26 protein-coding genes are annotated in these 25,251 nt (G+C 71.2%); 12 read left to right on the top strand and 14 right to left on the bottom strand.

Features of this window, described 5'->3' with window-relative positions; all coding sequences use genetic code 11:
* Positions 1-5: 5 nt before the first annotated feature.
* Together CQ044_RS15925 and CQ044_RS19885 are read right to left on the bottom strand one after the other, a co-directional pair.
* Positions 6-371 carry a CrcB family protein gene (locus CQ044_RS15925; RefSeq protein ID WP_105689362.1) on the bottom strand — a complete coding sequence of 122 codons (366 nt, stop codon included), beginning with the start codon at positions 369-371 and terminating at the stop codon, positions 6-8.
* Positions 368-775 carry a CrcB family protein gene (locus CQ044_RS19885; protein ID WP_105689361.1) on the bottom strand — a complete coding sequence of 136 codons (408 nt, stop codon included), beginning with the start codon at positions 773-775 and terminating at the stop codon, positions 368-370. The genes CQ044_RS15925 and CQ044_RS19885 overlap by 4 nt, the downstream gene beginning before the upstream one ends.
* 256 nt (positions 776-1,031) lie before the next feature.
* Here CQ044_RS19885 and CQ044_RS15915 point away from each other — a divergent pair, with 256 nt between their 5' ends.
* Complete coding sequence (locus tag CQ044_RS15915; RefSeq protein ID WP_146116809.1) at positions 1,032-1,772, top strand: Pr6Pr family membrane protein; 741 nt, start codon at positions 1,032-1,034, stop codon at positions 1,770-1,772.
* 2 nt (positions 1,773-1,774) lie between these two features.
* Here the strand turns inward: CQ044_RS15915 and CQ044_RS15910 are convergent, their stop codons facing one another.
* Both CQ044_RS15910 and CQ044_RS15905 read right to left on the bottom strand, forming a co-directional pair.
* A complete protein-coding gene (locus CQ044_RS15910; protein WP_105689359.1) occupies positions 1,775-3,160 on the bottom strand; it encodes an FAD-dependent oxidoreductase in 1,386 nt (461 codons plus the stop codon).
* A gap of 179 nt (positions 3,161-3,339) precedes the next feature.
* Positions 3,340-4,230: a TipAS antibiotic-recognition domain-containing protein gene (locus tag CQ044_RS15905; protein ID WP_105689358.1), complete on the bottom strand. Its 891-nt coding sequence runs from the start codon at positions 4,228-4,230 to the stop codon at positions 3,340-3,342.
* A 54-nt stretch (positions 4,231-4,284) separates the two neighbouring features.
* On the opposite strand from CQ044_RS15905, the gene CQ044_RS15900 reads away from it, so the two are divergent.
* The 4 genes from CQ044_RS15900 (at position 4,285) to CQ044_RS15885 (ending at position 9,194) form a co-directional block, all read left to right on the top strand.
* Complete coding sequence (locus CQ044_RS15900; RefSeq protein ID WP_105689357.1) at positions 4,285-6,816, top strand: glycogen/starch/alpha-glucan phosphorylase; 2,532 nt, start codon at positions 4,285-4,287, stop codon at positions 6,814-6,816.
* Between the two features lie 109 nt (positions 6,817-6,925).
* On the top strand, positions 6,926-7,501 hold the full coding sequence (locus CQ044_RS15895) for a hypothetical protein (protein ID WP_105689356.1): 576 nt from the start codon (positions 6,926-6,928) through the stop codon (positions 7,499-7,501).
* Positions 7,502-7,698: 197 nt separating this feature from the next.
* On the top strand, positions 7,699-8,550 hold the full coding sequence (locus CQ044_RS15890) for a DUF4097 family beta strand repeat-containing protein (protein WP_105689355.1): 852 nt from the start codon (positions 7,699-7,701) through the stop codon (positions 8,548-8,550).
* The gene (locus CQ044_RS15885; protein WP_105689354.1) at positions 8,547-9,194 is read left to right on the top strand and encodes a PadR family transcriptional regulator; all 648 of its coding nucleotides are present in this window, start codon (positions 8,547-8,549) and stop codon (positions 9,192-9,194) included. The genes CQ044_RS15890 and CQ044_RS15885 overlap by 4 nt, the downstream gene beginning before the upstream one ends.
* Positions 9,195-9,324: 130 nt before the next feature.
* Here the strand turns inward: CQ044_RS15885 and CQ044_RS15880 are convergent, their stop codons facing one another.
* The gene (locus tag CQ044_RS15880; RefSeq protein ID WP_105689390.1) at positions 9,325-9,867 is read right to left on the bottom strand and encodes a universal stress protein; all 543 of its coding nucleotides are present in this window, start codon (positions 9,865-9,867) and stop codon (positions 9,325-9,327) included.
* Positions 9,868-10,027: 160 nt separating this feature from the next.
* On the opposite strand from CQ044_RS15880, the gene CQ044_RS15875 reads away from it, so the two are divergent.
* Together CQ044_RS15875 and CQ044_RS15870 are read left to right on the top strand one after the other, a co-directional pair.
* A complete protein-coding gene (locus CQ044_RS15875; RefSeq protein WP_045271809.1) occupies positions 10,028-10,213 on the top strand; it encodes a DUF3073 domain-containing protein in 186 nt (61 codons plus the stop codon).
* 133 nt (positions 10,214-10,346) lie between these two features.
* Positions 10,347-11,171, top strand: a complete 825-nt coding sequence (locus CQ044_RS15870; protein ID WP_105689353.1) for an MOSC domain-containing protein — start codon at positions 10,347-10,349, stop codon at positions 11,169-11,171.
* A gap of 82 nt (positions 11,172-11,253) precedes the next feature.
* Here the strand turns inward: CQ044_RS15870 and CQ044_RS15865 are convergent, their stop codons facing one another.
* Genes CQ044_RS15865 through purM form a run of 3 tightly spaced genes read right to left on the bottom strand, consistent with a single transcriptional unit; the run spans position 11,254 to position 15,175 of the window.
* Positions 11,254-12,600, bottom strand: a complete 1,347-nt coding sequence (locus CQ044_RS15865) for a CynX/NimT family MFS transporter (RefSeq protein ID WP_258133342.1) — start codon at positions 12,598-12,600, stop codon at positions 11,254-11,256.
* Positions 12,597-14,054, bottom strand: coding sequence for an amidophosphoribosyltransferase (gene purF, locus CQ044_RS15860; RefSeq protein WP_105689352.1), 1,458 nt, complete (start codon positions 14,052-14,054; stop codon positions 12,597-12,599). Before purF ends, CQ044_RS15865 begins: the two co-directional genes overlap by 4 nt.
* A gap of 5 nt (positions 14,055-14,059) precedes the next feature.
* On the bottom strand, positions 14,060-15,175 hold the full coding sequence (gene purM / locus CQ044_RS15855; RefSeq protein ID WP_105689351.1) for a phosphoribosylformylglycinamidine cyclo-ligase: 1,116 nt from the start codon (positions 15,173-15,175) through the stop codon (positions 14,060-14,062).
* 140 nt (positions 15,176-15,315) lie between these two features.
* Here purM and CQ044_RS15850 point away from each other — a divergent pair, with 140 nt between their 5' ends.
* Positions 15,316-15,915, top strand: a complete 600-nt coding sequence (locus CQ044_RS15850; RefSeq protein ID WP_045271797.1) for a hypothetical protein — start codon at positions 15,316-15,318, stop codon at positions 15,913-15,915.
* Between the two features lie 289 nt (positions 15,916-16,204).
* On the opposite strand, the gene CQ044_RS15845 is transcribed toward CQ044_RS15850, so the two are convergent.
* Positions 16,205-16,522, bottom strand: coding sequence for a potassium transporter Trk (locus CQ044_RS15845; RefSeq protein ID WP_105689350.1), 318 nt, complete (start codon positions 16,520-16,522; stop codon positions 16,205-16,207).
* Between the two features lie 61 nt (positions 16,523-16,583).
* Positions 16,584-16,952: a sterol carrier family protein gene (locus tag CQ044_RS15840; RefSeq protein WP_105689349.1), complete on the bottom strand. Its 369-nt coding sequence runs from the start codon at positions 16,950-16,952 to the stop codon at positions 16,584-16,586.
* 38 nt (positions 16,953-16,990) lie between these two features.
* Here CQ044_RS15840 and CQ044_RS15835 point away from each other — a divergent pair, with 38 nt between their 5' ends.
* Complete coding sequence (locus CQ044_RS15835) at positions 16,991-17,689, top strand: CoA pyrophosphatase (RefSeq protein ID WP_105689348.1); 699 nt, start codon at positions 16,991-16,993, stop codon at positions 17,687-17,689.
* A 56-nt stretch (positions 17,690-17,745) separates the two neighbouring features.
* A complete protein-coding gene (purD, locus tag CQ044_RS15830; protein ID WP_105689347.1) occupies positions 17,746-19,023 on the top strand; it encodes a phosphoribosylamine--glycine ligase in 1,278 nt (425 codons plus the stop codon).
* A 213-nt stretch (positions 19,024-19,236) separates the two neighbouring features.
* Here purD and CQ044_RS15825 read toward each other — a convergent pair whose 3' ends face one another.
* The 3 genes from CQ044_RS15825 to CQ044_RS15815 all read right to left on the bottom strand — a co-directional run bounded on the left by CQ044_RS15825 (position 19,237) and on the right by CQ044_RS15815 (position 22,007).
* Positions 19,237-20,724, bottom strand: a complete 1,488-nt coding sequence (locus CQ044_RS15825) for a DHA2 family efflux MFS transporter permease subunit (protein ID WP_105689346.1) — start codon at positions 20,722-20,724, stop codon at positions 19,237-19,239.
* Entirely contained in the window at positions 20,717-21,328 is a 612-nt protein-coding gene (locus tag CQ044_RS15820; RefSeq protein WP_105689345.1) for a PadR family transcriptional regulator, read from the bottom strand. The genes CQ044_RS15825 and CQ044_RS15820 overlap by 8 nt, the downstream gene beginning before the upstream one ends.
* Positions 21,329-21,413: 85 nt before the next feature.
* Complete coding sequence (locus CQ044_RS15815) at positions 21,414-22,007, bottom strand: GNAT family N-acetyltransferase (RefSeq protein ID WP_258133341.1); 594 nt, start codon at positions 22,005-22,007, stop codon at positions 21,414-21,416.
* An 80-nt stretch (positions 22,008-22,087) separates the two neighbouring features.
* On the opposite strand from CQ044_RS15815, the gene CQ044_RS15810 reads away from it, so the two are divergent.
* Positions 22,088-22,963 (top strand): phosphoribosylaminoimidazolesuccinocarboxamide synthase, encoded by an 876-nt coding sequence (locus CQ044_RS15810; protein ID WP_105689344.1) that lies wholly within the window; start codon positions 22,088-22,090, stop codon positions 22,961-22,963.
* 122 nt (positions 22,964-23,085) lie between these two features.
* Positions 23,086-24,432 carry a uracil-xanthine permease family protein gene (locus CQ044_RS15805; RefSeq protein WP_105689343.1) on the top strand — a complete coding sequence of 449 codons (1,347 nt, stop codon included), beginning with the start codon at positions 23,086-23,088 and terminating at the stop codon, positions 24,430-24,432.
* A gap of 12 nt (positions 24,433-24,444) precedes the next feature.
* On the opposite strand, the gene CQ044_RS15800 is transcribed toward CQ044_RS15805, so the two are convergent.
* Entirely contained in the window at positions 24,445-25,191 is a 747-nt protein-coding gene (locus tag CQ044_RS15800; RefSeq protein WP_105689342.1) for a TetR/AcrR family transcriptional regulator, read from the bottom strand.
* Between the last annotated feature and the right edge of the window lie 60 nt (positions 25,192-25,251).

The raw sequence follows: 25,251 nt of genomic DNA, 5'->3' as shown, positions 1-25,251 counted from the left end.
CGCGCCTAGCCCGCGAGGGCGGTGCCGAGCGTGAGCCCGGCGACGGCGGCGAGCACGCCGAGGATCAGCATGCCCACGGCGTTGAAGAGCGCGGCCCGCGAGGATCCGTCCCGCCACAGCGCGACCGTGTCGAGCATGGCCGTGCTGAACGTCGTGTAGCCGCCGAGGAGGCCAGCCCCGACGATGAACGCCGCCCCGGGGAAGCCGCCCGTGACCACGCCCAGTGCGAAGGATCCGGTCAGGTTGATCACGAGCACGCCCCAGGGATACCGGGTGCCGACCAGTCGAGCGACGCCGAGGTCGACGAGGTAGCGCAGACCAGCGCCGACGCCTCCGGCGAGCGCGGCGTACAGGAAGATCAGCGGGCTCATCCGTGCGCCTGCGTGTGCGAGGAGCGGGGCCGGGCGAGATCGAGTCCGAGCGCCGCGGCGCCGAGGCCGAACACGAGGCTGCTGATCGCGTAGGCCGCGGCGAGCCAGGGCTGAGCGTGCCACAGCGTGACGCTGCCGACGGCGAACGCGCTGTAGGTGGTGAAGCCGCCGAGCACCCCGGTGCCGAGGAGGATCCGGACGCCGCTCGACGACGGCAGCCGGGCGGCGAGCACCCCGATGAGGAACGCGCCGACGACATTCGCGATGAGCGTGGCCCACGGGACGGCGCCGAGGCCGCTCCCGCCCGGAGCCGGCATCACGAGCCCCAGCCCGAGCCGCGCGGCGGAGCCGATCACGCCCCCCGCCACGACGAGCGCGAGACGGAGCGGCACGGGCGAAGTCACGCCCGCCAGCCTAGACCCGGGTCCCTTTCGGGGACCCTGCTCCGGTTTCGGGGCGCCCTTCGCTGCGTTTCGGGGTGCACTTGGCTGGGTTTCGGGGTGTTTCGGGGCGCACCTCCCCGTCTTGGGGCGCACCCCGCCACGAAAACCCGGCCGCACGCGCCCCAAAACGACAGAGTGCGCCCCCGAACCCGGCCGTGCACAGGCTCGAATCCCCCGGATCCGGACCGGGCACATCGGGGTTCCGTAGACTCGGCCGGTGACGGGCGACCCGACCCGAGGGCCGTCGAACAGCCCGGCCGAGGAGGACGACGCGCGAGTGACCATGAGGATGGCCTTCGGCTGGTCGCGTCTGCTCACCGCGGGCGTGTGCGGAGTCGCCCTCGTCGACCGTCTGTTCTGGGGCCTGGGCTCGCAGACCATCGCCGGCCAGAACTACCTCGCGTACCTCACGATCGAGTCGAACATCGTGTTCGCGATCCTCGCCCTGATCGCCGGGATCATCGCACTGCGCACCCCGGAGGATCCGGCGTGGCTCACCACCGCCAGGGCCGTCGTGCTCAGCTGGACCATCACGGCCGGCCTCGCGTTCGCCCTGATCGTGTGGCAGGCGGGCCTGCACGGCATCCCGATCTGGGTGCCGTGGTCGGACATCGTGCTGCACTTCGTGCTTCCCGCCTGGACGATCATCGCCTGGGTCTTCGGCCCCGGCCGGCGTGCCGCATCCTGGCGGATCGTGCCGTACGTCGTCCTGTACCCGGCCCTCTGGGGCGTGTTCACGATCTGGCGAGGGGGCGTGGTCGGCTGGTACCCGTATTACTTCCTGGATCCGCGACAGGTCTCGGGGACGCCCGAGATGATCCTGACGTGCGCGATCGCCCTGGCGATCTTCGCGCTCGTCGCCAGCGGCCTCGTCGCGCTCAGCCGGCTGCACACCATGGCCAGGACGGATCTGCACCGCGCGCCCAGACCCGACGGGGGCGAGCCGGATCCCGCCTGAGCTCAGGGCGTGGGCGTCGCCGAGACGAAGAACCGGAGGGACTCGCGCACGGCGGCCTCCGCGTCGCCGTCTCCGAGCTTCGCGAAGGCCTCGGCCTCCGGCCCGCCGACCAGGCCGACGAGCACGGGCCTGCCGGTCACGGGCTGCAGGTTCAGCCAGGTGCGGATCGGGCCGTCGCCGCCGACGACGTGCCAGATGTCGGCGTCGACCTTCCAGAAGGCCTCGTCGAACTGCGCCCACACGGTCTCGACGTATCCCGAGGCGAGCGCGGCGATCGCACCCCGGTGGCCGAACGGCAGCGGGGGCGCGAACTCGATCGCCTGATGCTGCAGCACGCCGAGCGGAGCGGTCACGACGACGCGGTCGAAGGACAGCGACTCGCCCGTGCCCAGGCGCAGGCTCACCCCTGAGTCGTCGTACGCGATGCGCGTCACGGGCGAGGCGAGCGTGACCTTGATGCCGTCGAGCGGCGAATTCACGAGCACGCCGACATCGCCGTCCGCGCCGACGAGCGCCTCAGGGACGAATGCCGGCGGGAACCAGCTCGATGCCTTCGCGGCGTCTGCGCCGGTGGTCGCCTGAACCCAGGCGAGAGCGGCGGCGAGCGCGGGATCGGCAGGATCTGCTCCCGCGGCGCTGAGCGCGGCGTCGATCGGGACGTCGGAGGGCGCGTTCGCCGCCTTGTCGACGGCGTTCCGCAGCGGTCCCGCATCGATCGCGGGTGCGGCGCCGTCCTTCGACCAGCCGGTCGGCCGGTCGAACGTCACGCGGTGGACCCCCTGGGCGGCGAGCTCGCCCCCCAGGGTTCCCGCACCCTCGCCCGCCGAGAGCCAGGCGCCGAGCTGCACCGGGATCGGCCATGCCTTGTCGGCGACCGAGCGGATCCGGCCGCCGGTGCGCTCGCGCGCCTCGAGCACGGTCACCGTGCGCCCCGCATCGGTGAGAGCGCGGGCGGCGGCGGCCCCGGCGGCGCCCGCGCCGACGACGGCGATGCGCTCGCCGCTGGTCGAGGCCGCGATGAGCTGGGCGGCGGCGCGCTGGCCGGAGTCGATCGCGCCGGGAACCGTTCCGGGGTGATCCGGATCCGTGGCCTCTCCGGCGAGGAACACACGGGCGCCGATCGGCACGGCGAGATCCTTGCGCAGCTGCGGCGTCGTCCCGGCGGGCAGATAGCTCATCGCCCCGCGGGAGTACGCGTCCGTCGACCAGGTGCTGCGCATCCAGGCCGCCGGCTCCGGTGCGGCGCCCGGCGTGACCGTCGGCGTCGGCGAGGGCGGGGCGGTGGTCGGCGTCTTCGTCGGCTGCGGCTCCGGCGTGCAGGCCGCGAGGAGCACCGCGACGGCACCGGCCCCGGCGCCGACGAGCAGGGTTCGCCGCGAGATGCCCATCGTGGTGCCAGCCTATCCCGGGTCCGTTCGGCGGCGCCCGGGGGTCGTTGAGCGTCCTTCGTCTCGCTGCGCTCGCTCAGGAACCATCACCGGTCCCTGAGCGAGGAGCGCCCGCTCAGGAACCCACCACCGGTCCCTGAGCGAGGAGCGCAGCGACGAGACGAAGGGCGCAGCCATCCTTACAGGTTGCCCTCCGCGTAGATGCGCAGGGCGTCGCGGACGAACTCCGCGCCGACTGTGCCGGCCGTTCCCGATCCTGCCGCCGCGGCCCGGTCGGCGTCGGTGGCGTAGTTCGCGCCGAAGCGCGGATCCGCCACGTACATCTCGCCGAGGCCGATGACGTACGCCTTGCGGTCTCCGGCCGCGCCGTAGGCGGGGGTGCCGGGGATGCCGGTGAGCCAGTCGACGTGGCGGCGGGCCACGTCCTGCGCCTCGGGCGATGCCGGGTCCGTGCCCGCTTCGGCGAGCGCGATCCAGCTCCGGTTGAGGTCGGCGACGACCGCCTTCCACGCGTTCTGCCCCTCGGCGCCGAGCCCGCGCCACCAGCGGTCGCTGTCGGCGTAGGCCTTGGTGCCCCAGCGGGACTCGACCTCGTCCTTGTACTGGGTGTGATCGAAGCCGTCGAACATGTCGTCAGGCATGAGTGCTCCTCCTTCTCTGAGTGTGGTGATGGTGTTCTCTACCGACGCGATCTGCCGCGCCAGCCTGGTCTGCTCCGCGCGCAGCAGCGCGAGGTGCTTCTCCAGGGCCGCCGCCTCGATCGAGGCGCCCGCCTTCCGGTCCGCCCCGGGCGCTGCCGCCGCTTCGGGCGGCTCGGCGACCGGACCCGGCGACCGGACGGCTCCTGGCGCTCCGACGACCTCGGCGATCGCCGGCAGGCCCAGCCCCAGCTCGCGCAGCAGCAGGATGCGCTGCAGGCGCAGGAGCGCGCCCTGGTCGTAGTGGCGGTAGCCGTTCGCGGCGACCCGCGTCGGCGGCAGCAGACCGATGTCGTCGTAGTGCCGCAGGGTGCGGCTCGTGGTGCCGGTCAGCCGTGCGATCTCCTGGATCGACCAGTCCCGATTCGTCATGCGATCCTCCTTCCGTCGTCGATATGACCAACCGTAGAAGTTGACGTTGCGTTAATGTCAAGCGCATCGGGAGGATGCGACGGATCCCTGCGGTACGTTCGTCGCGTGACCTCCTCTGATGCCACCGCCCCGCACCCGCCCGTTCCCGCGCTCGAGCTTCCGCCGACCGCGGACGGCTTCACGGCGCAGTTCCTGCGCAACCTGAACTTCGACGGCGGGGTGACGCTCGCCGACGCCAGCACGAACGACCGCTATCTCGCCCTCGCCCGCACGGTGCGCGACTATCTGATGCTGCATGCGCTGGCCGATCAGCAGCGCCAGGCCGGGGCGCAGGCCAAGGCCGTCTGCTACCTGTCCGCGGAGTACCTGCTCGGCAACCAGCTCGACAACGACCTGCTCGCGGGAGACCTTGCCGGGGTCGCGGCGGACGCCATGGCCGCCTGCGGGATCGACCTCGACGAACTGCGCCGGCACGAGATCGAACCGGGCCTCGGCAACGGCGGTCTCGGACGCCTCGCCGCGTGCTTCATCGACTCCCTCGCCACGCTCGGCGTGCCGAGCATCGGCTACGGGATCCGGTACGAGTACGGCATCTTCCGCCAGACGTTCGAGGACGGCCAGCAGGTCGAGCAGCCCGACGCCTGGCTCACGCTCGGCGCCCCCTGGGAGCAGCCCCGTCCCGAAGCGGCGCAGACCGTGTCGTTCGGCGGCCGCACCGAAACGGTGGACGATGCCGGAACCGTCCGGTCGCGATGGATCCCGGAGTGGAACGTCAGCGCCGTGCCCTACGACTACCTCGTGCCGGGGTTCAGGAACGGCCGCGTGAACACCCTGCGGCTGTGGCGGGCGAAGGCGACGGACGCCTTCGATCTGCGCATCTTCAACTCCGGCGACTACGAGCAGGCCGTGCGCGCGCAGACCTTCGCCGAGAACATCTCCAAGGTGCTCTACCCCGAGGACTCCACCCCGCAGGGCAAGGAGCTGCGCCTCCAGCAGCAGTACTTCTTCGTCGCCGCGTCGATCCGCGACTTCCTCGATCGGCTGCCGGAGGACTTCGACCTCGCGCGGCTGCCGGAGCGGGTGATCTTCCAGCTCAACGACACCCACCCCGTGATCGCGGTGCCGGAGCTCATGCGCGTGCTCGTCGACGAGCGCGGCCTGACCTGGGACGCGGCCTGGGCGGTGACGCAGCAGTGCTTCGCGTACACCTGCCACACGCTGCTGCCTGAGGCGCTCGAGGTGTGGCCCGTCGAGCTGCTCGGCCGCCTGCTGCCGCGGCACCTGGAGATCGTCTACCGGATCAACGAGGAGTTCCTCGCCGCGGTGCGCGCGCGGTTCGGGGACGACGAGATGCGGATCCGCGACATGTCGATCATCGCCGAGTTCCCGGTGCGCGCCGTGCGCATGGCGTATCTCGCGACCGTCGCCGGCAGCAGGGTCAACGGCGTGGCCGAACTGCACTCGCAGCTGCTGCGCGACAAGGTGCTGCCCGCGTTCGCCGAGTTCTTCCCGGAGAAGTTCACCAACGTGACCAACGGCGTCACCCCGCGCCGGTTCCTGCGGCTCGCGAACCCCGGCCTGTCCGCTCTCATCACGGACGCGATCGGCGACGGCTGGGTCACCGATCTGGAGCGGCTGCGCGAACTCGAGCCCCTCGCCGAGGACGCCGCGTTCCGTGCGGCGTTCGCCGCGGTCAAGGCCGCCAACAAGCGCCGTCTGAACGACGTGCTGCAGGCGCGCGACGGGATGCGGGTCGGCGACGGCCACCTCGTGGACGTGATGGTCAAGCGCCTGCACGAGTACAAGAGGCAGCTGCTCAAGGTGCTGCATGTGGTGAGCGAGTACGAGGGCGTCGTGTCCGGCCGCATCGCGCTCGCGGACCTGCAGCCGCGCACCGTGCTCTTCGGCGCGAAGGCCGCCCCCGGGTACGCGATGGCGAAGCGGATCATCCATCTCATCAACGCGGTCGGATCCGTCGTCAACACGGATCCGCGCCTCGACGGGCGCCTCCAGGTGCTGTTCCCGCCGAACTACAACGTCACGCTCGCGGAGAGCGTGATCCCCGCGGCCGACCTCAGCGAGCAGATCTCGCTGGCCGGCAAGGAGGCGTCGGGCACCGGCAACATGAAGTTCGCGCTCAACGGCGCGCTCACGATCGGCACGGACGACGGCGCGAACGTCGAGATCCGCGAGCTCGTCGGCGACGACAACTTCTTCCTGTTCGGGATGACCGAGCCCGAGGTCGCCGATCTCGCCCAGGCCGGTTACCACCCCGCTGCGTTTTACCAGGAGGATGCCGGGCTCCGCCGCGCGATCGACCTCATCGCCTCGGGGGCGTTCTCCGGCGGCGACCGCTCGGTCTTCGAGCCCGTGGTCTCGAACCTGCTCTACGAGGACCGGTTCATGGTGCTCGCCGACTACTCCGCCTACATGGCGGCGCAGCAGCGCGTGGATGCGGCCTACGCCGACGAGGACGGCTGGACGCGCGCCGCGATCCTCAACGTCGCCCGCTGCGGCTTCTTCTCCTCCGACCGTTCGATCCGCGACTACATCGACCGCATCTGGCACACCCCGCCGACGAGCTGACGACAGCGCCGTGGCGGGGGCGCGGCGCTGGCGCTGACGGCCAGCGGTTCGCGTGCCACTCAGCTGACGCATAGGCTTGCGACACGCACGTTCCACCGGAGGGGACCCCATGACTGACGAGACCACGATCGCCGCGCGCAGACTCCCGCGACGCACCATCCTGAAGACCACCGCGTGGTCGATCCCGGTGGTGGCCGCCGCCGCTGCCATGCCGCTCGCCGCGGCTAGCGTGGCTGCAGACCTCGTACTGGCGCCGCAGCCGGTCGGCGAAGGCATCACGGGCACGAGTCCGGACGGTCTGAGCAACTATCAGCTCGGCTGGACCTCGCGTTACACCGCGTCCACCTCCGGCGCCGTCGCGACCCCCGCCGGGGCGATGATCGCGATCAGCTTCGACTCCCGCGTCTTCGCGGCGGCCAACGCGAGCAGCGGGCCCGTGAGCCTGGTCCTGGCGAGCAGCTCGACCACCGGAAACGTCACGACGGCGATGTTCACCGTTCCCGACCCGATCCCGGCATCGGGCGGTTCGATCGTGATCACCATCGGCTTCGACGCGGGAGGTGCGCCCACTCCGCCGTGGTACACCGACGTGCAGCCGATCACGGTCTCACTGCTGCCCCCTTCGGGTTACACGGACGCGATCCCGGCGAACAACACGCACACGTTCAGCCCCGTCTATTCCTGAGCCCGGAGCCTGACGCGCCCACCGGCGCCTGACAAACCACATCCTGCATGAGACACCACGTCTGTGGTGGTGCCTCATGCAGGATGTGGTTTCTCGTCGACAACCTCTTGACAGACTCGAGATATATCGTGATACAGTGATCGAACACGATATATCTCGATCGGTGGGATCGGGATCACTGGACCAGGAGAACAGACATGACCGAGAAGTGGCTCATCGCCCCCGGGCAGGAGCGCGTGATCGACATCGAGCGCGCGTCGAAGCTCAAGATCGGACTCGTCGGCGGACAGGTCGACGTCATCGCGCACGACGAACCGGGGATCAGGATCGAGGTGCACAACGTCACCATCAAGGACCTGCGGGTCGAATCCGACGGCACCCAGATCGAGATCGATCACCCGCAGATCGGCTGGGACAACTTCCTCGAGGTGTTCCGCAACTTCGGCGCCGGCGGCCCCAAGGCCGAGATCAGCGTCGCCGTCCCCCGCGACATCGCCCTCAACCTGGGCGTGGTGAGCGCGGGAGCCCTCGTCTCCGGCCTCACCGAGGATGCCCGCCTGAACACCGTCTCCGGCGACCTCATCGTCGACACCCACACGGGCGACCTCAACGTCAACACCGTCTCGGGCGATGTGCAGGTGCGGGGCCTGTCCGGATCCGCCACCGCGAACACCGTCTCCGGCAGCGTCGCGCTGACCGGCGAGGTCCGCAAGGCGACGATCGACAGCGTCTCCGGCGCGATGCTCATCGACGCGACCGGTCCCGTGAACACCGTGTCGCTGAACAGCGTCGCGGGCGACGCGACGGTGCGCCTGGACGAGAACCTCGCCGCGAACTACGTCACCCGCACGATGAGCGGCCGCGTCACCATCGACGGCGTGCCGCGCGGATCGTCTGGCCCCTCGAACTTCACGGGATCCCGTGGCGAGCTGTCCGGATCCTTCGCCGACGTGCGGGCGAACACGGTCTCCGGCGACATCACGGTGCTGCGCCGCGACGCCGCAGAGGCCCCCGTTTCGTTCACCTCCGAGGGAGAGGATCTGCTGTGAGCCCCGCGGTCTTCTCCCACGGCGATCTGCGTCTGTACCTGCTCGCACTGCTGGCCGAATCGCCGCAGCACGGGTACGGCATCATCCAGGCGCTGACCGACCGCACGGGAGGCACGTACACGCCGAGCGCCGGCACGATCTACCCCCGCCTCGCGAAGCTCGAGGAGGAGGGCCTCGTCACCAAGACCGTCGACGGCCGCACCACGATCTACGCGATCACCGAGGCCGGCCGCGCAGAGCTCGCCGCCCGCGAGGGCGACCTGCAGGGCATCGAGGCGGGGCTCAACGATTCGGTGCGCCTCATCGCGAACGAGGTGCGCCAGAGCGTGCAGGAGGCCATGAAGAGCCTCCGCGCGGATCTCGCCGCCGCGGCCCGCGAGGAGCAGAAGGGCGCCTCCTCCTCGTCGTACCGGGAGGCCTCAGCGCGTGCCGACGAGCGGATCGCCAGTCGCGAGGAGCTGCGCCGCGCGGATGCCTCGATCAACGAGTTCCGCGCCAGGGTGCGCGCCGACCTGCGCACGCATGTCGCGAAGGGCGGCCTGCTGCCGACCAAGGTCGTGAGCGACCTCGACACCGCGCTCGACACGGCGGCGCGCTCGGTCACCGCCGCCCTCGCCGCCGCGGGGCTCGCCAGCGGTCGCTGAGCGAGCGCGGCCGAAGGCTAGGCCGTTTTGGGGCGCATCTCGCTCGTTCGGGGCGCGCTACGCCGCGGATCTGCGGCGGGACGCGCCCCAAATCGGCATTCCACCACCACCCGGAAGGATCCCGGGGTCGTCACTCGGCCCAGGGGTCCTTCTTGTCGTCGGCGATCGGCTCCTCGAGCGGGACGACGAGGATCGGCCGGGACTGGCGGTGCGAGAGGCGGGCCGCGACGGATCCGGTGAAGAACTCGCGGATCGACTCGCCGATCCCCCGGCTGCGGGTTCCGACCACGATCAGCTGCGCATCCAGCGCGCCGGCGAGGTGCTTGATCGCGAGCGCCGGGTCGCCGACGAGCTGGCGGGCCGTCCAGGTGAGGCCGGATCCGGCCAGCACCTTCTCGACCTCGCGGCGCAGCTCCGCGAACTCCTCCGCCCCGGTGTCGATGTTGAGGTCGATGGGCGCCGAGTGCACCATCCCGTCCGGATCCTCGAACGTCACGAACCGGGTGACGTCGACGTGCACGACCACGAGGGCGGCACTGAGCAGGCCCGCATAGCGGATGGCCTCGGAGAGCACCCGCGGGGGCTGACCCGGCCGCAACGCCACGATCACGGCCTTCTGCAGCTGCGGATCCTGCAGCTCCTGATCCTCGGGGGTGGAGGCGGTGTCGCTCATCTCGTCGTTCCCTTCGGTGCGGCGGTATCGGGGACCCGTCACGGCGAGGTGAGGTGGCCCGCGTGCTATCCTGGATGCTACTCTTACCGGCCGCGAGCCGGTGCCGGAAATAGACAGCGAGCCCGTTTCGCCCGCTGCTTACAGTAAGGGGGTCTCGCGCATGGGCCGTGGCCGTCAGAAGGCAAAGCACACCAAGATTGCCCGCGAACTGAAGTCGTACAGTCCGTCGGTGAACTACTCGGCGCTGGAGCGCGAGCTGGGTCATCCGGAGAACGAGGACCAGTACGTCGACAAGTGGGCGGATCAGTACGCCGACGAAGACGAGGACGAGCTCGAAAAGGCCTGAGCCTCGTCGTTCGAAACCCCGCCCGAGTCCGCTTGCGGCGGGGTTCGTCGTTGATTCCGCGGGTGCGATCCTTCCCGAGCCGTCTCGCATCCCCCGGTCCTGAGTGCCCGCGCGGCCCTGCGAGGATGGATCCATGCCTCACGTCGTCGCGCTCTACCGCCACCCGGTCAAGGGGTTCACGCCCGAGAAGCTGCCCGCGCTCACGGTGCAGGCGGACGGGCGGATCGCCGGCGATCGCGTGCTCGCATTCCGCTTCGGCGATGCGGCGACCCCCGAGGAGCGCGACGGGCTGGATTATTGGCCGAAGTCGAAGGGGCTCGCTCTCGAGACCTTCCCCAGACTCGCCGCGCTGCGGCTGGAGTACGACGAGGCGGCGCAGCGCATGCGGATCGACCACGCCGGGACGACGCTCGTCGAGGCGGGACTGGACCAGGACGGCCGCACCGCGCTCGTCGAGGCCGTGACGGCCTTCGTGCTCGACTCCCCCGACGGCAAGCGGCTGCAGCGCGCCGGGCGCCTGCCCCTGGCCCTGGTCGGCGATGGCGAGAGCTCTCGCTTCCAGGACCGCGGCCGGGGCTACGTCTCCGTGCACAGCGAGGCCAGTGTCGCAGCCCTCGGCACCGCGCTCGCGCAGGATGTCGATGACCGCCGGTTCCGCTCGAACGTCGTGATCGGCGGCGTCGACGCGTGGGACGAACTGGACTGGCAGGGCGAGGTCACGATCGGAGACGTGCGTCTCGCCACGGCGGGACCGATCGTGCGCTGCCTCGCGACGCACGCGAATCCGGACACCGGCGAGCGCGACGCGAGCGTGCTGAAGACGCTCACCGGATCCCTCGGGCAGGACGAGCCGACGCTCGGCCGCCTGCTCATCCTCCCGGGGGTGAGCGGAGCCGTGGGCGACGACGCGGGCATCGGCGGCACGATCCGCGTGGGCGACGAGGTCATCGTCGGCTGAGCCGCGAACGGGGCCGCGCGATGTCGCGGCAGCCCCGACACGGGCGGGGTCATGCGAACGCATCCCGATCGAGGACCGGTGCCTACCAGCGTCGGCCGTGCCGGCGCTCCCAGTCCGCCTCGACCGTGCGCGGGCGCCCGACGATCACACCGGCGGGGATCGACAGCACGAGCATGATCGCGAGCACCCACAGCGGAACCTGCCAGCCGCCGGTGGCGGTGTGCAGCACTCCGAGCAGCACCGGGAAGACCGCGGCCACCGTGTAGCCGAGGCTCTGCACGAACCCGCTCAGCGCCACGGCCGTCTCCGACTCGCGCGCACGGATGCTGATCAGCACGAGCGCGAGGGGGAACAGCAGGCCGACCAGTCCGAACAGGCTCACCCAGAGCCACGCGATCTCGGGCCGGTTCCAGAGGATCAGCCCGAGCGCGCCGACGAGCCCGCCGAGCGCGCCGATGATGTAGAGCGGCGTCGTGGCACGGAAGCGCACCACGAGCAGCGGCACGACGAGCGATGCGGGCAGGCCGATGAACGCGAACAGCGACAGCAGCGGACCTGCCGCCTGCGCGCTCACGCCCTCGTACTGCACGAGGATCGTCGGCAGCCACGCGAACGAGGCGTACGTCATGGTCGAGGAGGTCGCGAACACCGCGGCGAGCGCCCAGGCCAGCGGGATCCTGGGCATTCGCGCGAAGATGCGTCCGTTCGAGGGAGCCACCACGATCGGCCCCGTCGCGGCGGCGACCGCGTCCTCGAGAGAGACGTCGCGGCCCTCGCGGATCCTCTCCTCCTGCTCCGGTCCGGGATCCGGATCCGCGGCGGTCTCATCCCGCGGTGCACCGATCCGCTCGCGCACGAGCATGACGATCCACGGGATCGTGCCGGCGAGCGCGAACACGGCCCACATCGAGAGCGAGGTGCGCCATCCCGCGGTCTCCGCGATCGGCACGGCGACGAGCGGCGGGAGGAAGGTCGAGAAGGCCATGACGGTCGTGTAGACGGTCATCATCAGGCCCATGCGGTCGGCGAAGTACTTCTTCACCAGCGGCGGCATCAGGATGTTCGCCATGCCGACGCCCGCGAAGACGAGCGCGGTCGCGATCACGAGCGTCACGGCGTTCACCGCGACGCCGCGCGCGATGAGTCCGAGCGTCACCGCGCTCAGCGCGATGACGGCGACCCGCTCCAGGCCGAGCCGGCGCTCGAAGAGCGGCGTGAGCAGGCCGAACAGCGCGAAGCACACGGGCGGGGCCGTGCCGATCAGGCCGATGATCGCGGGCGAGAGCGGGAAGTCCCGCCCGATCAGGTCGACGACCGGGGACAGCGAGGCCACCGCGGAGCGCAGCGAGAACGCGCACAGCACGATCCCGAGCACGGCAAGGGTGCGCCCCTGCCAGAGCGGACGGGTCTGCAGTCCGCCTGCCGTCACGAGGTCTGCGACCCCTCGAGCCAGCCCAGGTACTCCTCCGTGACGGTTCCGGTGACGTACCGGCCGTCGAAGGGGCTCATGTCGAGATCGCCGAGCTCGGATCCCTCGGTGATCGCGGCCTTGAGGTCCTCGACCTCCTGGTACACGAGGCGGTCGGCGCCCAGCACCTCGGCGATCTCGGGGATCGTGCGGCCGTGCGCGATGAGCTCGTGCTTCGACGGCATGTTGATGCCGTACACGTGAGGGTGACGGATCGGCGGAGCCGCGGAGGCGAAGATCACCGACTTCGCGCCGGCGTCGCGCGCCATCTGGATGATCTGCTTCGAGGTGGTGCCGCGCACGATCGAGTCGTCGATGAGCAGCACGTTCTTGCCCTTGAACTCGGTCGACATCGCGTTCAGCTTCTGCCGCACGCTCTTCTTGCGCACCGCCTGGCCGGGCATGATGAAGGTCCGGCCCACGTAGCGGTTCTTGTAGAAGCCCTCGCGGTACTCGATGCCGAGCTTGCGGGCGACCTCCATCGCGGCCGGGCGCGAGGAATCGGGGATCGGCATGACGACGTCGATCTCGTCGAGCGGCACGTGCTTCGCGATCGTGTCGGCGAGGCGGTCGCCCATGCGCAGGCGCGACTCGTAGACCGAGATGCCGTTCATGACCGAGTCGGGGCGGGCCAGGTACACGTACTCGAACGCGCAGGGAGCGAGGACTGGAGCCTTCGCGCACTGCTTGGAGAACAGCGTGCCCTCGTTCGTGATGAAGACGGCCTCACCGGGCTCGACCTCGCGGACGACCTCGTAGTCGCCGTTCTCGAGCACGAGCGACTCGCTCGCGACGACCCACTCCTCCCGGCCGGCCCTGATGCGCTTGCCGAGGATCAGCGGGCGGATCCCGAACGGATCCCGGAAGGCGAGCAGCCCGTAGCCGGCGAGGATCGCGATGACGGCGTAGGCGCCCTCGATCCGCTCGTGCGTGCGCGCGACGGCCTCGAAGATGCGCTCGGAGTCGAGGTCGACGGTCGAGGTCGTGGTCTGCAGCTCGTGCGCGAGCACGTTCAGCAGAAGCTCGGTGTCGCTCGAGGAGTTCAGGTGACGGCGATCGCGGTGCGCCATGTCGGCGGTGAGCTCACGCGTGTTGGTGAGGTTGCCGTTGTGGATGAGGACGATGCCGTAAGGCGCGTTCACGTAGAACGGCTGGGCCTCCTCCTCGCTCGAGGCGGTGCCCTTGGTGGCGTAGCGGACGTGGCCGAGGCCGACGTTGCCGAGCAGCGAACGCATGTCGCGCGTGCGGAACGCCTCGCGCACCATGCCTTCCGCCTTGGCCATGTGCATGACGCCGCTGGGCTCCGCCGTCGCGATGCCGGTCGCGTCCTGCCCGCGGTGCTGCAGCAGAAGGAGCGCGTCGTAGATGTCCTGGTTGACCGGGCTGTGCCCGACCATTCCGACGATGCCGCACATGGGTGTCAGTTCGCTCCGTCCGCGTAGGCGCCGACCAGGCGCACGGCACCGCCGTCGACGCCCTTGGCGCCCTGTTCGAAATCGCCGGCCGGGCGCGCGGCCACGGCGTCGAGCCGCACCGTCCCGACCTGCCAGGTGTCGATGCCGCCGGCCGTGAGCGCCTCGGCGATCGCGGTGGCGGAGGAGGCGTCGACGACCGCGAGGAAGCCGATGCCGAGGTTCCAGGTGCCCTCGCTCGACTCCAGCGTCGAGCCGGCCAGGTCGCTCAGCACACGGAACACCGGAGCGGGCGACCACGTGGAGCGGTCGACCTCGGCCCAGGACCCCAGCGGCAGGACGCGTGCGAGGTTGGCCGCGATGCCGCCGCCGGTGACGTGGCTGAGGGAGTGCACGGCGCCGTCGAACTGCTCGGCGATGCCGAGCAGCGGCGTCGTGTACAGGCGGGTCGGGGTCAGCAGGGCCTCGCCCCACGTGGCGCCCAGGTCGACGGCGCGGTCGCCGTAGCCGATCCCGGCCTTCGCGAGGATGTGCCGCACGAGCGAGTAGCCGTTCGAGTGCAGGCCGCTCGAGGCGAGGGCGAGGACGACGTCGCCGTCCTGCACGCGCTCGGATCCGAGGATCCGGTCCGCCTCGACGATTCCGGTCGCGGCGCCCGCGACGTCGTAGTCGTCGACGCCCAGCAGCCCGGGGTGCTCGGCCGTCTCGCCGCCGACGAGGGCGGTGCCGGTGAGCTCGCAGGCCTCGGCGATGCCGCGCACGATGTCGGCGATGCGCTCGGGGAAGACCTTGCCGCAGGCGATGTAGTCCGTCATGAACAGCGGCTTCGCGCCGACCACGACGATGTCGTCCACGACCATGCCGACCAGGTCGTGCCCGATCGTGTCGTGCTTGTCGATCGCCTGCGCGATCGCGACCTTGGTGCCGACGCCGTCGGTGCTCGACGCGAGCAGCGGTCGGCGATAGCCGAGCAGGGCGGAGGCGTCGAAGAGACCGGCGAATCCGCCGACCCCGCCGAGAACCTCTGGTCCGTGCGTGGCACGGACGGCGGACTTCATGAGTTCGACGGCTCGATCGCCGGCTGCCGTATCGACGCCGGCCTCAGCATAGGTGCGGGAGGACACCCGACAATCCTACCGGCGGGCGGCTGTGCGGTCGCCCGCCGGTACGCGCTCGCGGAGGCGGAGCCGCGCCCGGGATCCGCGTCCGCGATCGTGACCCGCAAACAGGCCCCGCGCGGCCCGGAAATCCGTACGATGGGCGCATGGTCGACAAGCCGCAGTGGCTGGTGCGCGAGGAGGCCGGGATCCCGGTGCTCATCGCGCTCGCGCTGCGCCAGCGACTGGGGATCCGGATCCCGGCAGAGCTGCCCACGTTGAGGGACCACCCGCTGCGCGCCTTCGACGACGGCGGGGTCGACGACGCGCTCGAGCGGCAATGGCGGGCGTACTGGGACATGACCGTGGAACCGGAGACGCATCCGTCCCGGTCTCCGCTCGAGCTCATCGACGGCTTCGACACGATCGTCGCGCTCCCGGCCGTGGGTGCGGAGCGACTGCGCGCGGCGATCGCGCCGCTCGCCTCCGAGGTGGTGCGCTACGCGAACGAGGCGCAGCAGCGCTACTCGCGCTCCGTCTCCGGCACGGGCGATCCGTACCGCGCCTACGCCGCCGCGCTCGCGGAGTTCGAGCGCGACACCGGACGCCGTGCGCACTCCTTCGAGCTCAACGTGCACGTCCTGCCGCTCGCGCAGCGCGGGATCTGGCGCATCGGGGCGTTCAGCATCGCCGTGACCGACAGCCTCCGGCACGACCCCGTGGACTTCGACAGCGCGATCCGCCCCGTCATCGCCGAAGTGGCGTGAGCGGAGCCGTTCGGGTGCGGGCAGCCTCGCTGCGGATCCGGCGCCGGTTTGGGGCGTGAACTGACGGTTTGGGGCGCGCTAGCGCCGCCGAACGGGGTCTGGCGCGCCCCAAAACGTGGAGGTTCGCCCCAAAACCGACCCGGACCGTTCGGGGCGTGATCTCACGGTTTGGGGCGCGCTGGCGCCGCCGAACGGGGTCTGGCGCGCCCCAAGACGTGGAGGCGCGCCCCAAAACCGGCCGGGCCAGGATCCGGTCTTCGGCGCCAGGGCGCAGTGGGGCCCCGGCGGGCTACTCCGCGACGGTCTCGCGGTCGACGCGCACCACGCGCTCGCTGTGACGGGCGGCGCGCTCGAGGATGAGCGCGAGGACGCCGAGCAGGGCGACGCCGACGGGAACCGTCCACAGCAGCAGGAAGCCGAACACCTGCCCGAACGGGTAGGCGACCTGCGTCGCCTCCGATGCGTCGAAGTTGCCGAACACCGTCAGCACGAACGCGAGGACCACACCCACACCCACACCGATGCCGAGGAAGACGCCCCAGCGCGGCGCACGACGGACGCGCGCCTCGACGATCTCGGGCGTGCGGTCCGGCTGCGGCGTGCTCATGCGTCCATTGTCCCACGCGCACCTGTGGGGTGGTCCGCGCGAGAGCGACCCCACCGCGCGATCACGGGCGCAACGGCAGCAGCTCGGTGAGATCCGCACGGGTGCCGGAGGCGTGGATCCGACCCGCATCGAGCGCGGACGCCCAGGTCTCGGATCCGGTCGCGACCGCGATCCACGTGGCCGGATCCAGCTCGACGACGTTCGGCGGGGTGCCGCGAGTGTGCCGCGGACCCTGCACCACCTGCACGGCGCCGAACGGCGGCACGCGCACCTCGACGCTGTTGCCCGGCGCCTTCTCGTCCAGCAGCTGCAGCAGATAGCGCACGGCCGTGGCGTAGTCGGAGCGGGCGGGCTTCCTGCCGGCGGCGAGCGCCGCACGGGCGGCGTCGAGCGCCGCGCGCCCCTCCGTCGTGTCGATCCTGCTCGCCATAGGTCCATGCTAGGCACCACGGGCATAGGCTCGGCACGATGACTTCCTCCGCCGAGACACCCGCCACGGACACCGCCGGGGCGCGCTCCGACCTGCTCGCAGCGGCGGCGAAGGGCGCGCTCGGTCTCGGCCGCTTCCCCGGGGTCGACGACGACGCGCACGCCGCGTCCGTGCTGATCTTGTTCGGCCGCCTCGACGACGAGCCGTCGGACGCGGCTGCGGTCACGGTGCCCGCCGATCTCGACGTGCTGTTGCAGCGCCGTGCCGCGACGCTCTCCTCGCATCCGGGCCAGGTCTCGTTCCCGGGCGGCCGCCGGGAGGATGAGGATCCAGATCCCGCCGCGACGGCCCTCCGCGAGGCGCAGGAGGAGACCGGGCTGGATCCGGCCGGCGTCGAGATCCTCGCGACGCTCCCGGAGATCCCCCTCGCCGCCAGCAACCACCTCGTCACCCCGGTGCTGGGCTGGTGGCGCGAACCCTCGCGGGTGGTCGCGGTGGATCACGCCGAGACCGTGCAGGTGTTCCGCGTGCCTGTCGCGACACTGCTGGATCCGGCGACCCGGTTCACCTCGACGCTCACCCGGATGGGGCAGACCTTCCGGGGCCCCGCCTTCGACGTCGACGGCACGATCGTGTGGGGCTTCACGGCGATGGTGCTCGACGGCGTCTTCGAGGCCGCCGGCTGGACCCTGCCGTGGGGCCGCGCCGACGAGCGCCCCATCCGCCTCGAGGTGTGACGGCCGCACGGCTTCACGACCGTCATCGGCGGGCGCCCGCTCGGTAGGCTGACGGGGTGAAGATCCTCGTCCTCGGTTCCGGTGCCCGTGAGCACGCGATCATCCTCGCCCTGCGCGCCGAGCGGAAGGGCCACGAGATCCTCTGCGCCCCCGGCAACGCCGGGATCGCGCAGGACGCGACGCTGGTCGAGGTGGATCCGATGGACGGCGCGGCCGTCCGCGCGTTCGCCGACGAGCACGGCGTCGACCTCGTCGTCATCGGCCCGGAGGCGCCGCTCGTCGCCGGCGTCGCCGACGTGGTGCGCGCGCACGGGATCCCGGTCTTCGGGCCCGGCCGCGCCGCGGCGCAGCTGGAGGGATCCAAGGCGTTCGCGAAGCGGATCATGGAGGCGGCCTCGGTGCCGACCGGCCGCGCCGTGCGCGCGGCGACCGCGGCCGAGGTCGAGGCCGCGTTCGACGACCTCGGCGCCCCGTACGTGGTCAAGGCCGACGGACTCGCCGCGGGCAAGGGCGTCATCGTCACCCCCGACCGCGCCGCCGCGCTCGCCCACGCCGAGCACTACCTTCCGCACGGCCCCGTGCTCATCGAGGAGTTCCTCACGGGCCCCGAGGTCTCGCTGTTCTTCCTCAGCGACGGCGACACCGTCCGTGCGCTGAGCCCCGCGCAGGACTTCAAGCGCGCCTTCGACGGCGACGAGGGGCCGAACACCGGCGGCATGGGCGCCTACTCGCCGCTGCCCTGGCTCGACGAGCAGTTCGGCAGCGAGGCGGCTTTCGTCGAGGAGGTCACCCGCACCGTGGCCCTCCCCGTCGTGAAGCAGCTCGACGCCGAAGGCACGCCGTTCATCGGCCTGCTCTACGCCGGCCTCATCCTCACGCCGAACGGCGTGCGCGTGATCGAGTTCAACGCGCGCTTCGGCGACCCGGAGACCCAGGTGGTGCTGCCGCGTCTGCGCACCCCGCTGTCGCAGTTGCTGCTCGCGGCCGCCACGGGCACGCTCGAGGACCAGCCGCAGCCGGAGTTCCGCGACGATGTCGCGATCACCGTGGTGCTCGCGAGCGAGGGCTACCCCGAGGCGCCGCAGACCGGCCGCCCGATCGAGGGCCTGGCCGAGGCCGCGGCCGTCGACGGCGTCAGCGTCGTGCACGCGGCGACCGCCGGCCCCGACGCACCAGGCGGCAACCTCATCGCGACCGGCGGCCGCGTGCTGAACGTGGTCGCGACCGGATCCGACTTCGCCGACGCCCGCGCCCGGGCTTACGAGGCGCTCGGCCGGATCCGCCTCGACGGCGCGCACCACCGCACCGACATCGCCGCGCGCGTCGCGCAGTAGCTCGGGCCGGGAGCGCACTCGGCCCGGGAACGCACTCGGGGCCGGGACGCGCCGCACCCGCGAACGTCGACGCCCCCTCGCCGTATCGACACCCCCTCGTATGGACGTCCACACGAGGGGGTGTCGATGCTCAGAGGGGGCGCCGACGAGAAGAGCGCCGCGTCGGCGGGACACCCGCGCCAGCAGGAGCACCGCGTCAGCAGGCGCGCCGGGTCACCTCTTCACGAGGTGCGCCGGACGCTGCATGAACAGGACCCCGATCACGCCGACGAGCAGGACGGCGGCGGGCAGGATCATCGACTGCGCCATGGCGGAGGAGAACCCCGCCACCACGAAGTCGGGCAGCTTGCCCGCGCCGAAGTCGCCGCCCTGGCTTGCGGCCCCCGGAAGGTTCGCCTCCAGGCGGCCCTGCATGAGCGCGGCGATCGCAGCCGAGCCGAGCACGGACCCGATCGTCCGGGTGGTGTTGTAGATGCCGGCGCCGGCGCCCGCCTGACGCGGCTCGAGGTTGCGCGTGGCCGTGGTGGCCAGCGGCCCCCACATGCCGGCCTGGCCGATGCCCATGAGCGCCGAGGGCAGCAGGAACATCCAGATCGGAGTGTCCGGGTTCATCAGCAGCCCGTACCAGATCAGGGCGACCGTCGTGAGGCCGAGGCCCGGCACGAGCAGGACGCGCGGATCGACGCGGTCGAGGATCCGGCCCGCGATCGGGGCGAGCACGCCGGACAGCACCGCCATCGGGATCAGCAGCAGCGCCGCCTCGGTCGGCGTGAGACCGCGGGCGAGCTGGTAGAAGAACATCATCGGCAGCGACATCGAGGTCACCGTGAACCCGACCGTGGCGATCCCGAAGTTCGCGACCGAGAAGTTGCGGTCGCGGAACAGGCCGAGCGGCACCAGCGGCTCGCTGCGGGTCTTCGCCTGCTGCCAGATGAAGACCGCCATCACCACGACGCCGGCAGCGATCATCGCCCAGATCCACCCGGCCCAGTCGTAGTGCTGGCCCTCCTGCAGCCCGAACACGATGAGGAACAGGCCGAGCGCGCTGAGCACGACGCCGACCATGTCGAACCGGTGCTCGTGGGTCTTCAGGCGCGGGACGAGGATCCAGGCGAGCACGAAGCCGATCACGCCGACCGGGAGGTTGATGAAGAAGATCCACTCCCAGCCGAACGCGTCGACGAGCAGACCGCCGGCGAGGGGGCCGACGAGCGTGGCGACACCCGCCGTCGCGCCCCACAGGCCCATCGCGGCACCGCGGCGCTCGGCCGGGAAGGTGCGCGTGATGACCGCCATGGTCTGCGGCGTCATCAGCGCGGCGCCGAGGCCCTGCACGGCCCGGAACGCGATCAGCATCCCGAGCGAGTTGGACAGGCCGCAGCCGAGCGAGGCCAGCGTGAAGATCGTCAGGCCGATCAGGTACATGTTCTTCGGACCGAAGCGGTCGCCGAGGCGTCCGGTGATCAGCAGCGGCACGGCGTAGGCGAGCAGGTAGGCGCTGGTCACCCACACGACGTTGTCGAGGTTGTTCGTGGACGGGTCGAGCGCGGCCTTGATGGCAGGGTTCGCGACCGAGACGATCGTGGTGTCCACGAGGATCATGAAGAAGCCGATGACCAGCGCCCAGAGGGCGGGCCAGGGGCTCTTCGGCTTGTGGCCGACGGCGTAGGCGCCGGTCGACGTACCGATGGTTTCAGCCATTCTGGTGTGCCTTTCGCTTGGCAAGAAGGTGGTCCGGATCCGGCCCCCACGAGAAGTCGGGGGAAGAGATCCGGGGGATCAGGGTGCCGAGCCAGTCGATCTCCGCCTGCAGCATCAGGCGGTGCCGGATCGGCTCGAGGAGGTACTGCTCCGGCACGTCTCGGGTCCCGGCGCCGTCGAGCGAGGCGCAGATCGTCGCCAGCTCCTCGCGGAGCAGCGCGAGCCGCTGCGTGAGCAGCTCGACGGTCTCGTCCCGGTCGAGGTTGTGCGCCTCGGCCAGGGCGACGCGGAACGGAGTCTGCCGCCGGCTGCCGCCGAGTTCTCGGCGCACCCATTCGCGCACCGCATCCGCGCCCGCCGGCGTGACCGCGTACGTCGTCCGCTCAGGGCGGTTGCCGTCGCGATCGACGCCGACCTCCTCGAGCAGTCCCTGCCCGTGCAGGCGGGAGACGGTGTGGTACAGCGTTCCGTTGGAGATCGGGATGATCCGGTCGTCACGACGGGCGCGCAGCAGCCGCGCCATCTCGTACGGGTGCATGTCGCCCTCGCTCAGCAGCGCGAGCACCATCACCCCTAGAGAGGTGAGCGCCGGATCCTTCACCATCACTCCATCCCGACTAGTCCATCTGGACTAGTCCGTCAACGACTATACGCCGGACCTGATCCGGACGCCAGCGTTTCTCGCGCCCTCATCGCAGGGCCGCGGTGAGCTGGGCGGGCGTCAGCGCACGATCCGCATAGACGAGGCGCTGGACGGCCGGATCCGGGTTGCCCAGATCCGGAGCGCGGTGCACGAGTCGAAGCCCGACCCTCTCCGCCACCGCGGCGGAGGCGCGGTTGTGCTCGACGAGGTAGGCGATGACCGGGACTTCGGGGGCGACTTGCGCCGCGGCCTCGAGTGCGGCGCGGGCCACCTCCGTCGCGTACCCGCGGCCGTGGTGATCCGCGGAGAGGCGGTAGCCGAGGTTCCACACGCGCGCCGGCCCATCGGGCCCGGCGTCGGGCGCGTCGGCGCCGAGCATCGTGCCGCCGCCGTTGCCGATGACCTCGCCGGTCTCGCGCAGGCGCACGATCCAGGATCCGAGTCCGTGGATCCGCCAGCTGGACTCCCAGCGCTCGATCATGGCGGCGACCCGTTCCGGCTCGGTGGGCCGCAGGCTCGGGAAGTGCGTCCAGACGCGGGGATCGCTGTAGATGGCGAAGACGGCCTCCAGGTCGCCCGGCTCCGGCCGGCGCAGGCTGAGACGGTCGGTCAGGATCTCGAAGGGGATGTCGGCGCTCACCCGAGCACACTAGGCCCGGCCTCGGACATCGCAGGCCGCCTCCGTGACCGACCCCGCGGCACGCCCGCGATAATGGACGCGTGAGCACACCCCTCGAACTGTCCGGCTGGCGTCACCTCTACTCCGGCAAGGTCCGCGATCTGTACGCTCCGGAGGATCCGGCGGACAAGCGGCTGCTGGTGGTCGCGAGCGATCGGGTCAGCGCGTTCGACTTCGCGCTCGAGCCGCCGATCCCGCACAAGGGCGCCCTGCTCACGGGCCTCAGCCGCTGGTGGTTCGACCGGCTCGCGGAGGGCGCGGATCCGATCGCCAACCACCTCGTGGACGGCGACGTCCCCGCCGAGGTCGCCGATCGCGCGATGCTCGCCCGGTCGCTCGAGATGCTGCCGATCGAGTGCGTGGTGCGCGGCTACCTGACCGGATCCGGCTGGCTCGAGTACCAGCAGAGCGGCACCGTCTGCGGGATCCCGCTGCCCGACGGACTGGAGAACGGCGACCGGCTGCCCGAGCCGCTGTTCACGCCCGCGTACAAGGCGCCGATGGGCGAGCACGACGAGAACATCACCTTCGAGCGCACCGCAGAGATCGTCGGCGCCGAGCGCGCCGCCCAGCTGCGCGACCTGTCGCTCGCGATCTACCGCCGCGCCGCCGCCGTCGCCGAGGAGCGCGGCCTCATCCTCGCCGACACGAAGTTCGAGTTCGGCGTCGATGCCGACGGCGTCCTCCGCCTGGCCGACGAGGTGCTGACCAGCGACTCCTCCCGATACTGGGACGCCGAGTCCTGGCGGACCGGATCCACCCCCTCCGCGCGGATGGCGAGTTTCGACAAGCAGATCGTGCGGGACTGGCTGAGCGCCCACTGGGACAAACAGGGCACCCCGCCCGTGCTGCCCGAGGAAGTGGTCACGGAGACCGCCGCGCGCTACGCCGAGCTGCTCGACCGCCTGACGGCCTGACCGGGCCGGCCGGGCCGGCGGGGCCGGCGGGGCCGGGCTGACCCGTCGCCACGACGCGAGCTCCCAGGGAACGCCCAGGATAGGGTTTCTCCAGCCCCCTCCCCCGATCCCGAGGAGTCCGCATGTCCCTGTGGAAGATCCACGGCGACGGACGCACCGTCGAACCCGGCGCCGTCGTCCGCCCCGATGAGCGCCTGAACTGGCCCGCCACGATCGCGATCGGCGTGCAGCACGTCGTGGCGATGTTCGGCGCGACCTTCCTGGTGCCGATCCTCACCGGCTTCCCGGTGCCGACGACCCTGCTGTTCAGCGGCGTGGGCACGATCCTGTTCCTGCTCATCACGCGCAACAAGCTGCCCAGTTACCTCGGATCCTCGTTCGCGTTCATCGCCCCGGTGACCGCCGCCACGGCCGCCCACGCGACGGGCGGCGACAGCGGGATCGGCGCGGCCCTCGCCGGCATCGTCGCGGTCGGCGTGCTGCTGGCGATCATCGGCGTCGTCGTGCACGTCGCCGGAGTGAAGTGGGTGGACCGGTTCCTGCCGCCCGTGCTGGCGGGCACGATCGTCGCACTGATCGGGTTCAACCTCGCCGGCGCCGCGTACGGCAACTTCGCCAAGGCGCCCGTCACCGCGACCTTCACCCTCGCGATCACGATCGTGTTCGCGGTGCTGTTCCGCGGATTCCTGGGCCGCATCTCGATCTTCCTCGGCGTGATCGCGGGCTACATCTTCGCCGGGTTCCGCGGCGAGCTCGACTTCTCCGCGGTCGACAAGGCGGCCTGGGTGGGCCTTCCCACGTTCCACTTCCCCGACTTCGGAACGCCGAGCGTGTGGAGCGGCATCGCGATGTTCCTCCCCGTCGTGCTCGTGCTCATCGCTGAGAACGTCGGTCACGTCCGCGGCGTCGCGACCATGGTCGAGGATCCGGAGATCAACGCGCAGACCGGCAAGGCGCTCATCGCCGACGGCGTCTCGACCACGATCGCCGGCTTCTTCGGCGGATCCGGAACGACCACGTACGGCGAGAACATCGGCGTGATGGCGTCGACCAGGGTGTACTCGACCGCGGCCTACTGGGTCGCCGGCATCGCGGCGATCCTGCTCAGCCTCTCGCCGAAGTTCGGCGCGATCATCAACTCGGTGCCTCCGGGCGTGCTCGGCGGCATCACGACCGGGCTCTACGGCCTCATCGGCGTGATCGGCATCAAGATCTGGGTCGACAACCGCGTCGACTTCTCCCGTCCCGTGAACCAGTACACCGCTGCGGTCGCCCTCGTCATCGCGGTCGGCGGGTTCTCGATCGCGATCAAGGACTCGGGCTTCGTGCTCGGCGGCATCGTCATCGCGACCGTGGCCGCGATCGTGATCTACCACGGCGGCAACGCGATCGCCCGGCTGCGCAAGTCGGGGGCGGACGATCCCCGCCCGCTCGAGGCCGTCGGCCCGATGGGCGGCGACCCCGCCTGATCGGCACCCTGATCAGCGCGAAGCCCGCGCGCGTGGCTCGGATCCCGAGCCCGGCGCGGGCTTCGTCCTGCCGGGGAGGAGAGCCGCAGGCTCCGGCAGACCGTAGCGGCGGTGCACCCAGCGGCGCGCCTCCTCGAGCGGATACGAGTCGCCGTAGACGATGCACTGCCCGACGATCCCGTCGAGCACGCTGCGGAGCATGATCTCCTCGAGCGCCGGATCCGCGTCACCGCGGTCGCGGAAGATCGATCGCACGGCGTCCTCCGCGGCGACGACCCCCGCCATGTGCCGTCGCTCGCCCTCCGCGAACAGCGCCCGCGTGGTCGGCTGCTGCTGCAGTGCGACGACCACGCGCTGCAGCGGGAGGGCGACCGCGGTCATGCCTAGTGCGGTGTCGATGATGGCCGCGAGCCGCACCTCGGGGGGAAGCGATGCGGCGGACGGCGGCGGGATCTGCTCCTCGGCGGTCCGCGCAACGCCCCGGTCCGCCTCGCCGGCGCCGCCCGGCACCGGCGGCGGGCCGCTGTGCGCGATGCCGAGCAGCATGTCGAACCAGCGGTCGATCACGGCATGGACGAGCTGCTCCTTGCCGCCGAAGTAGTAGTTGACCAGCCCCTGCGCGACGCCCGCGCGCCCTGTGATGTCGGCAATCGTGGCGCCGTCGATCCCGCGCTCGGCGAAGACGTCGATCGCCGCCTCGAGCAGGCTCTCGCGCGAGCGCTCCCGGGCGATGCGGTTCTGCTCCGGGGAGCGGGCCATGCGCCGTGCCTTCCGGATCCGTTTTCCGGGTGACGGATCCTTTCGCTACATTAATCACTG

This window comes from Microbacterium sp. MYb64, from assembly GCF_002979495.1.
Classification (GTDB): domain Bacteria; phylum Actinomycetota; class Actinomycetes; order Actinomycetales; family Microbacteriaceae; genus Microbacterium; species Microbacterium azadirachtae_A.
The sequence above is the reverse complement of the archived record's forward strand: the minus strand, read 5'-3'. Positions and strand labels throughout refer to the sequence as shown.

Excerpts from the sequence above, each read along its gene's own strand:
- CQ044_RS15880 (WP_105689390.1), bottom strand. The coding sequence starts at position 9,867 with ATGAGCGACACCGCCTCCACCCCCGAGGATCAGGAGCTGCAGGATCCG.
- CQ044_RS15805 (WP_105689343.1), top strand. The coding sequence starts at position 23,086 with ATGTCCCTGTGGAAGATCCACGGCGACGGACGCACCGTCGAACCCGGC.
- CQ044_RS15840 (WP_105689349.1), bottom strand. The coding sequence starts at position 16,952 with ATGGCGAGCAGGATCGACACGACGGAGGGGCGCGCGGCGCTCGACGCC.
- purF (WP_105689352.1), bottom strand. The coding sequence starts at position 14,054 with ATGTGCGGCATCGTCGGAATGGTCGGGCACAGCCCGGTCAACCAGGAC.
- CQ044_RS15845 (WP_105689350.1), bottom strand. The coding sequence starts at position 16,522 with ATGAGCACGCCGCAGCCGGACCGCACGCCCGAGATCGTCGAGGCGCGC.
- CQ044_RS15890 (WP_105689355.1), top strand. The coding sequence starts at position 7,699 with ATGACCGAGAAGTGGCTCATCGCCCCCGGGCAGGAGCGCGTGATCGAC.
- CQ044_RS15895 (WP_105689356.1), top strand. The coding sequence starts at position 6,926 with ATGACTGACGAGACCACGATCGCCGCGCGCAGACTCCCGCGACGCACC.
- CQ044_RS15800 (WP_105689342.1), bottom strand. The coding sequence starts at position 25,191 with ATGGCCCGCTCCCCGGAGCAGAACCGCATCGCCCGGGAGCGCTCGCGC.
- CQ044_RS15875 (WP_045271809.1), top strand. The coding sequence starts at position 10,028 with ATGGGCCGTGGCCGTCAGAAGGCAAAGCACACCAAGATTGCCCGCGAA.
- CQ044_RS15850 (WP_045271797.1), top strand. The coding sequence starts at position 15,316 with ATGGTCGACAAGCCGCAGTGGCTGGTGCGCGAGGAGGCCGGGATCCCG.
- CQ044_RS15835 (WP_105689348.1), top strand. The coding sequence starts at position 16,991 with ATGACTTCCTCCGCCGAGACACCCGCCACGGACACCGCCGGGGCGCGC.
- CQ044_RS15825 (WP_105689346.1), bottom strand. The coding sequence starts at position 20,724 with ATGGCTGAAACCATCGGTACGTCGACCGGCGCCTACGCCGTCGGCCAC.
- CQ044_RS15925 (WP_105689362.1), bottom strand. The coding sequence starts at position 371 with ATGAGCCCGCTGATCTTCCTGTACGCCGCGCTCGCCGGAGGCGTCGGC.
- CQ044_RS15820 (WP_105689345.1), bottom strand. The coding sequence starts at position 21,328 with ATGGTGAAGGATCCGGCGCTCACCTCTCTAGGGGTGATGGTGCTCGCG.
- CQ044_RS15905 (WP_105689358.1), bottom strand. The coding sequence starts at position 4,230 with ATGACGAATCGGGACTGGTCGATCCAGGAGATCGCACGGCTGACCGGC.
- CQ044_RS15900 (WP_105689357.1), top strand. The coding sequence starts at position 4,285 with ATGTCAAGCGCATCGGGAGGATGCGACGGATCCCTGCGGTACGTTCGT.
- CQ044_RS15910 (WP_105689359.1), bottom strand. The coding sequence starts at position 3,160 with ATGGGCATCTCGCGGCGAACCCTGCTCGTCGGCGCCGGGGCCGGTGCC.
- CQ044_RS15870 (WP_105689353.1), top strand. The coding sequence starts at position 10,347 with ATGCCTCACGTCGTCGCGCTCTACCGCCACCCGGTCAAGGGGTTCACG.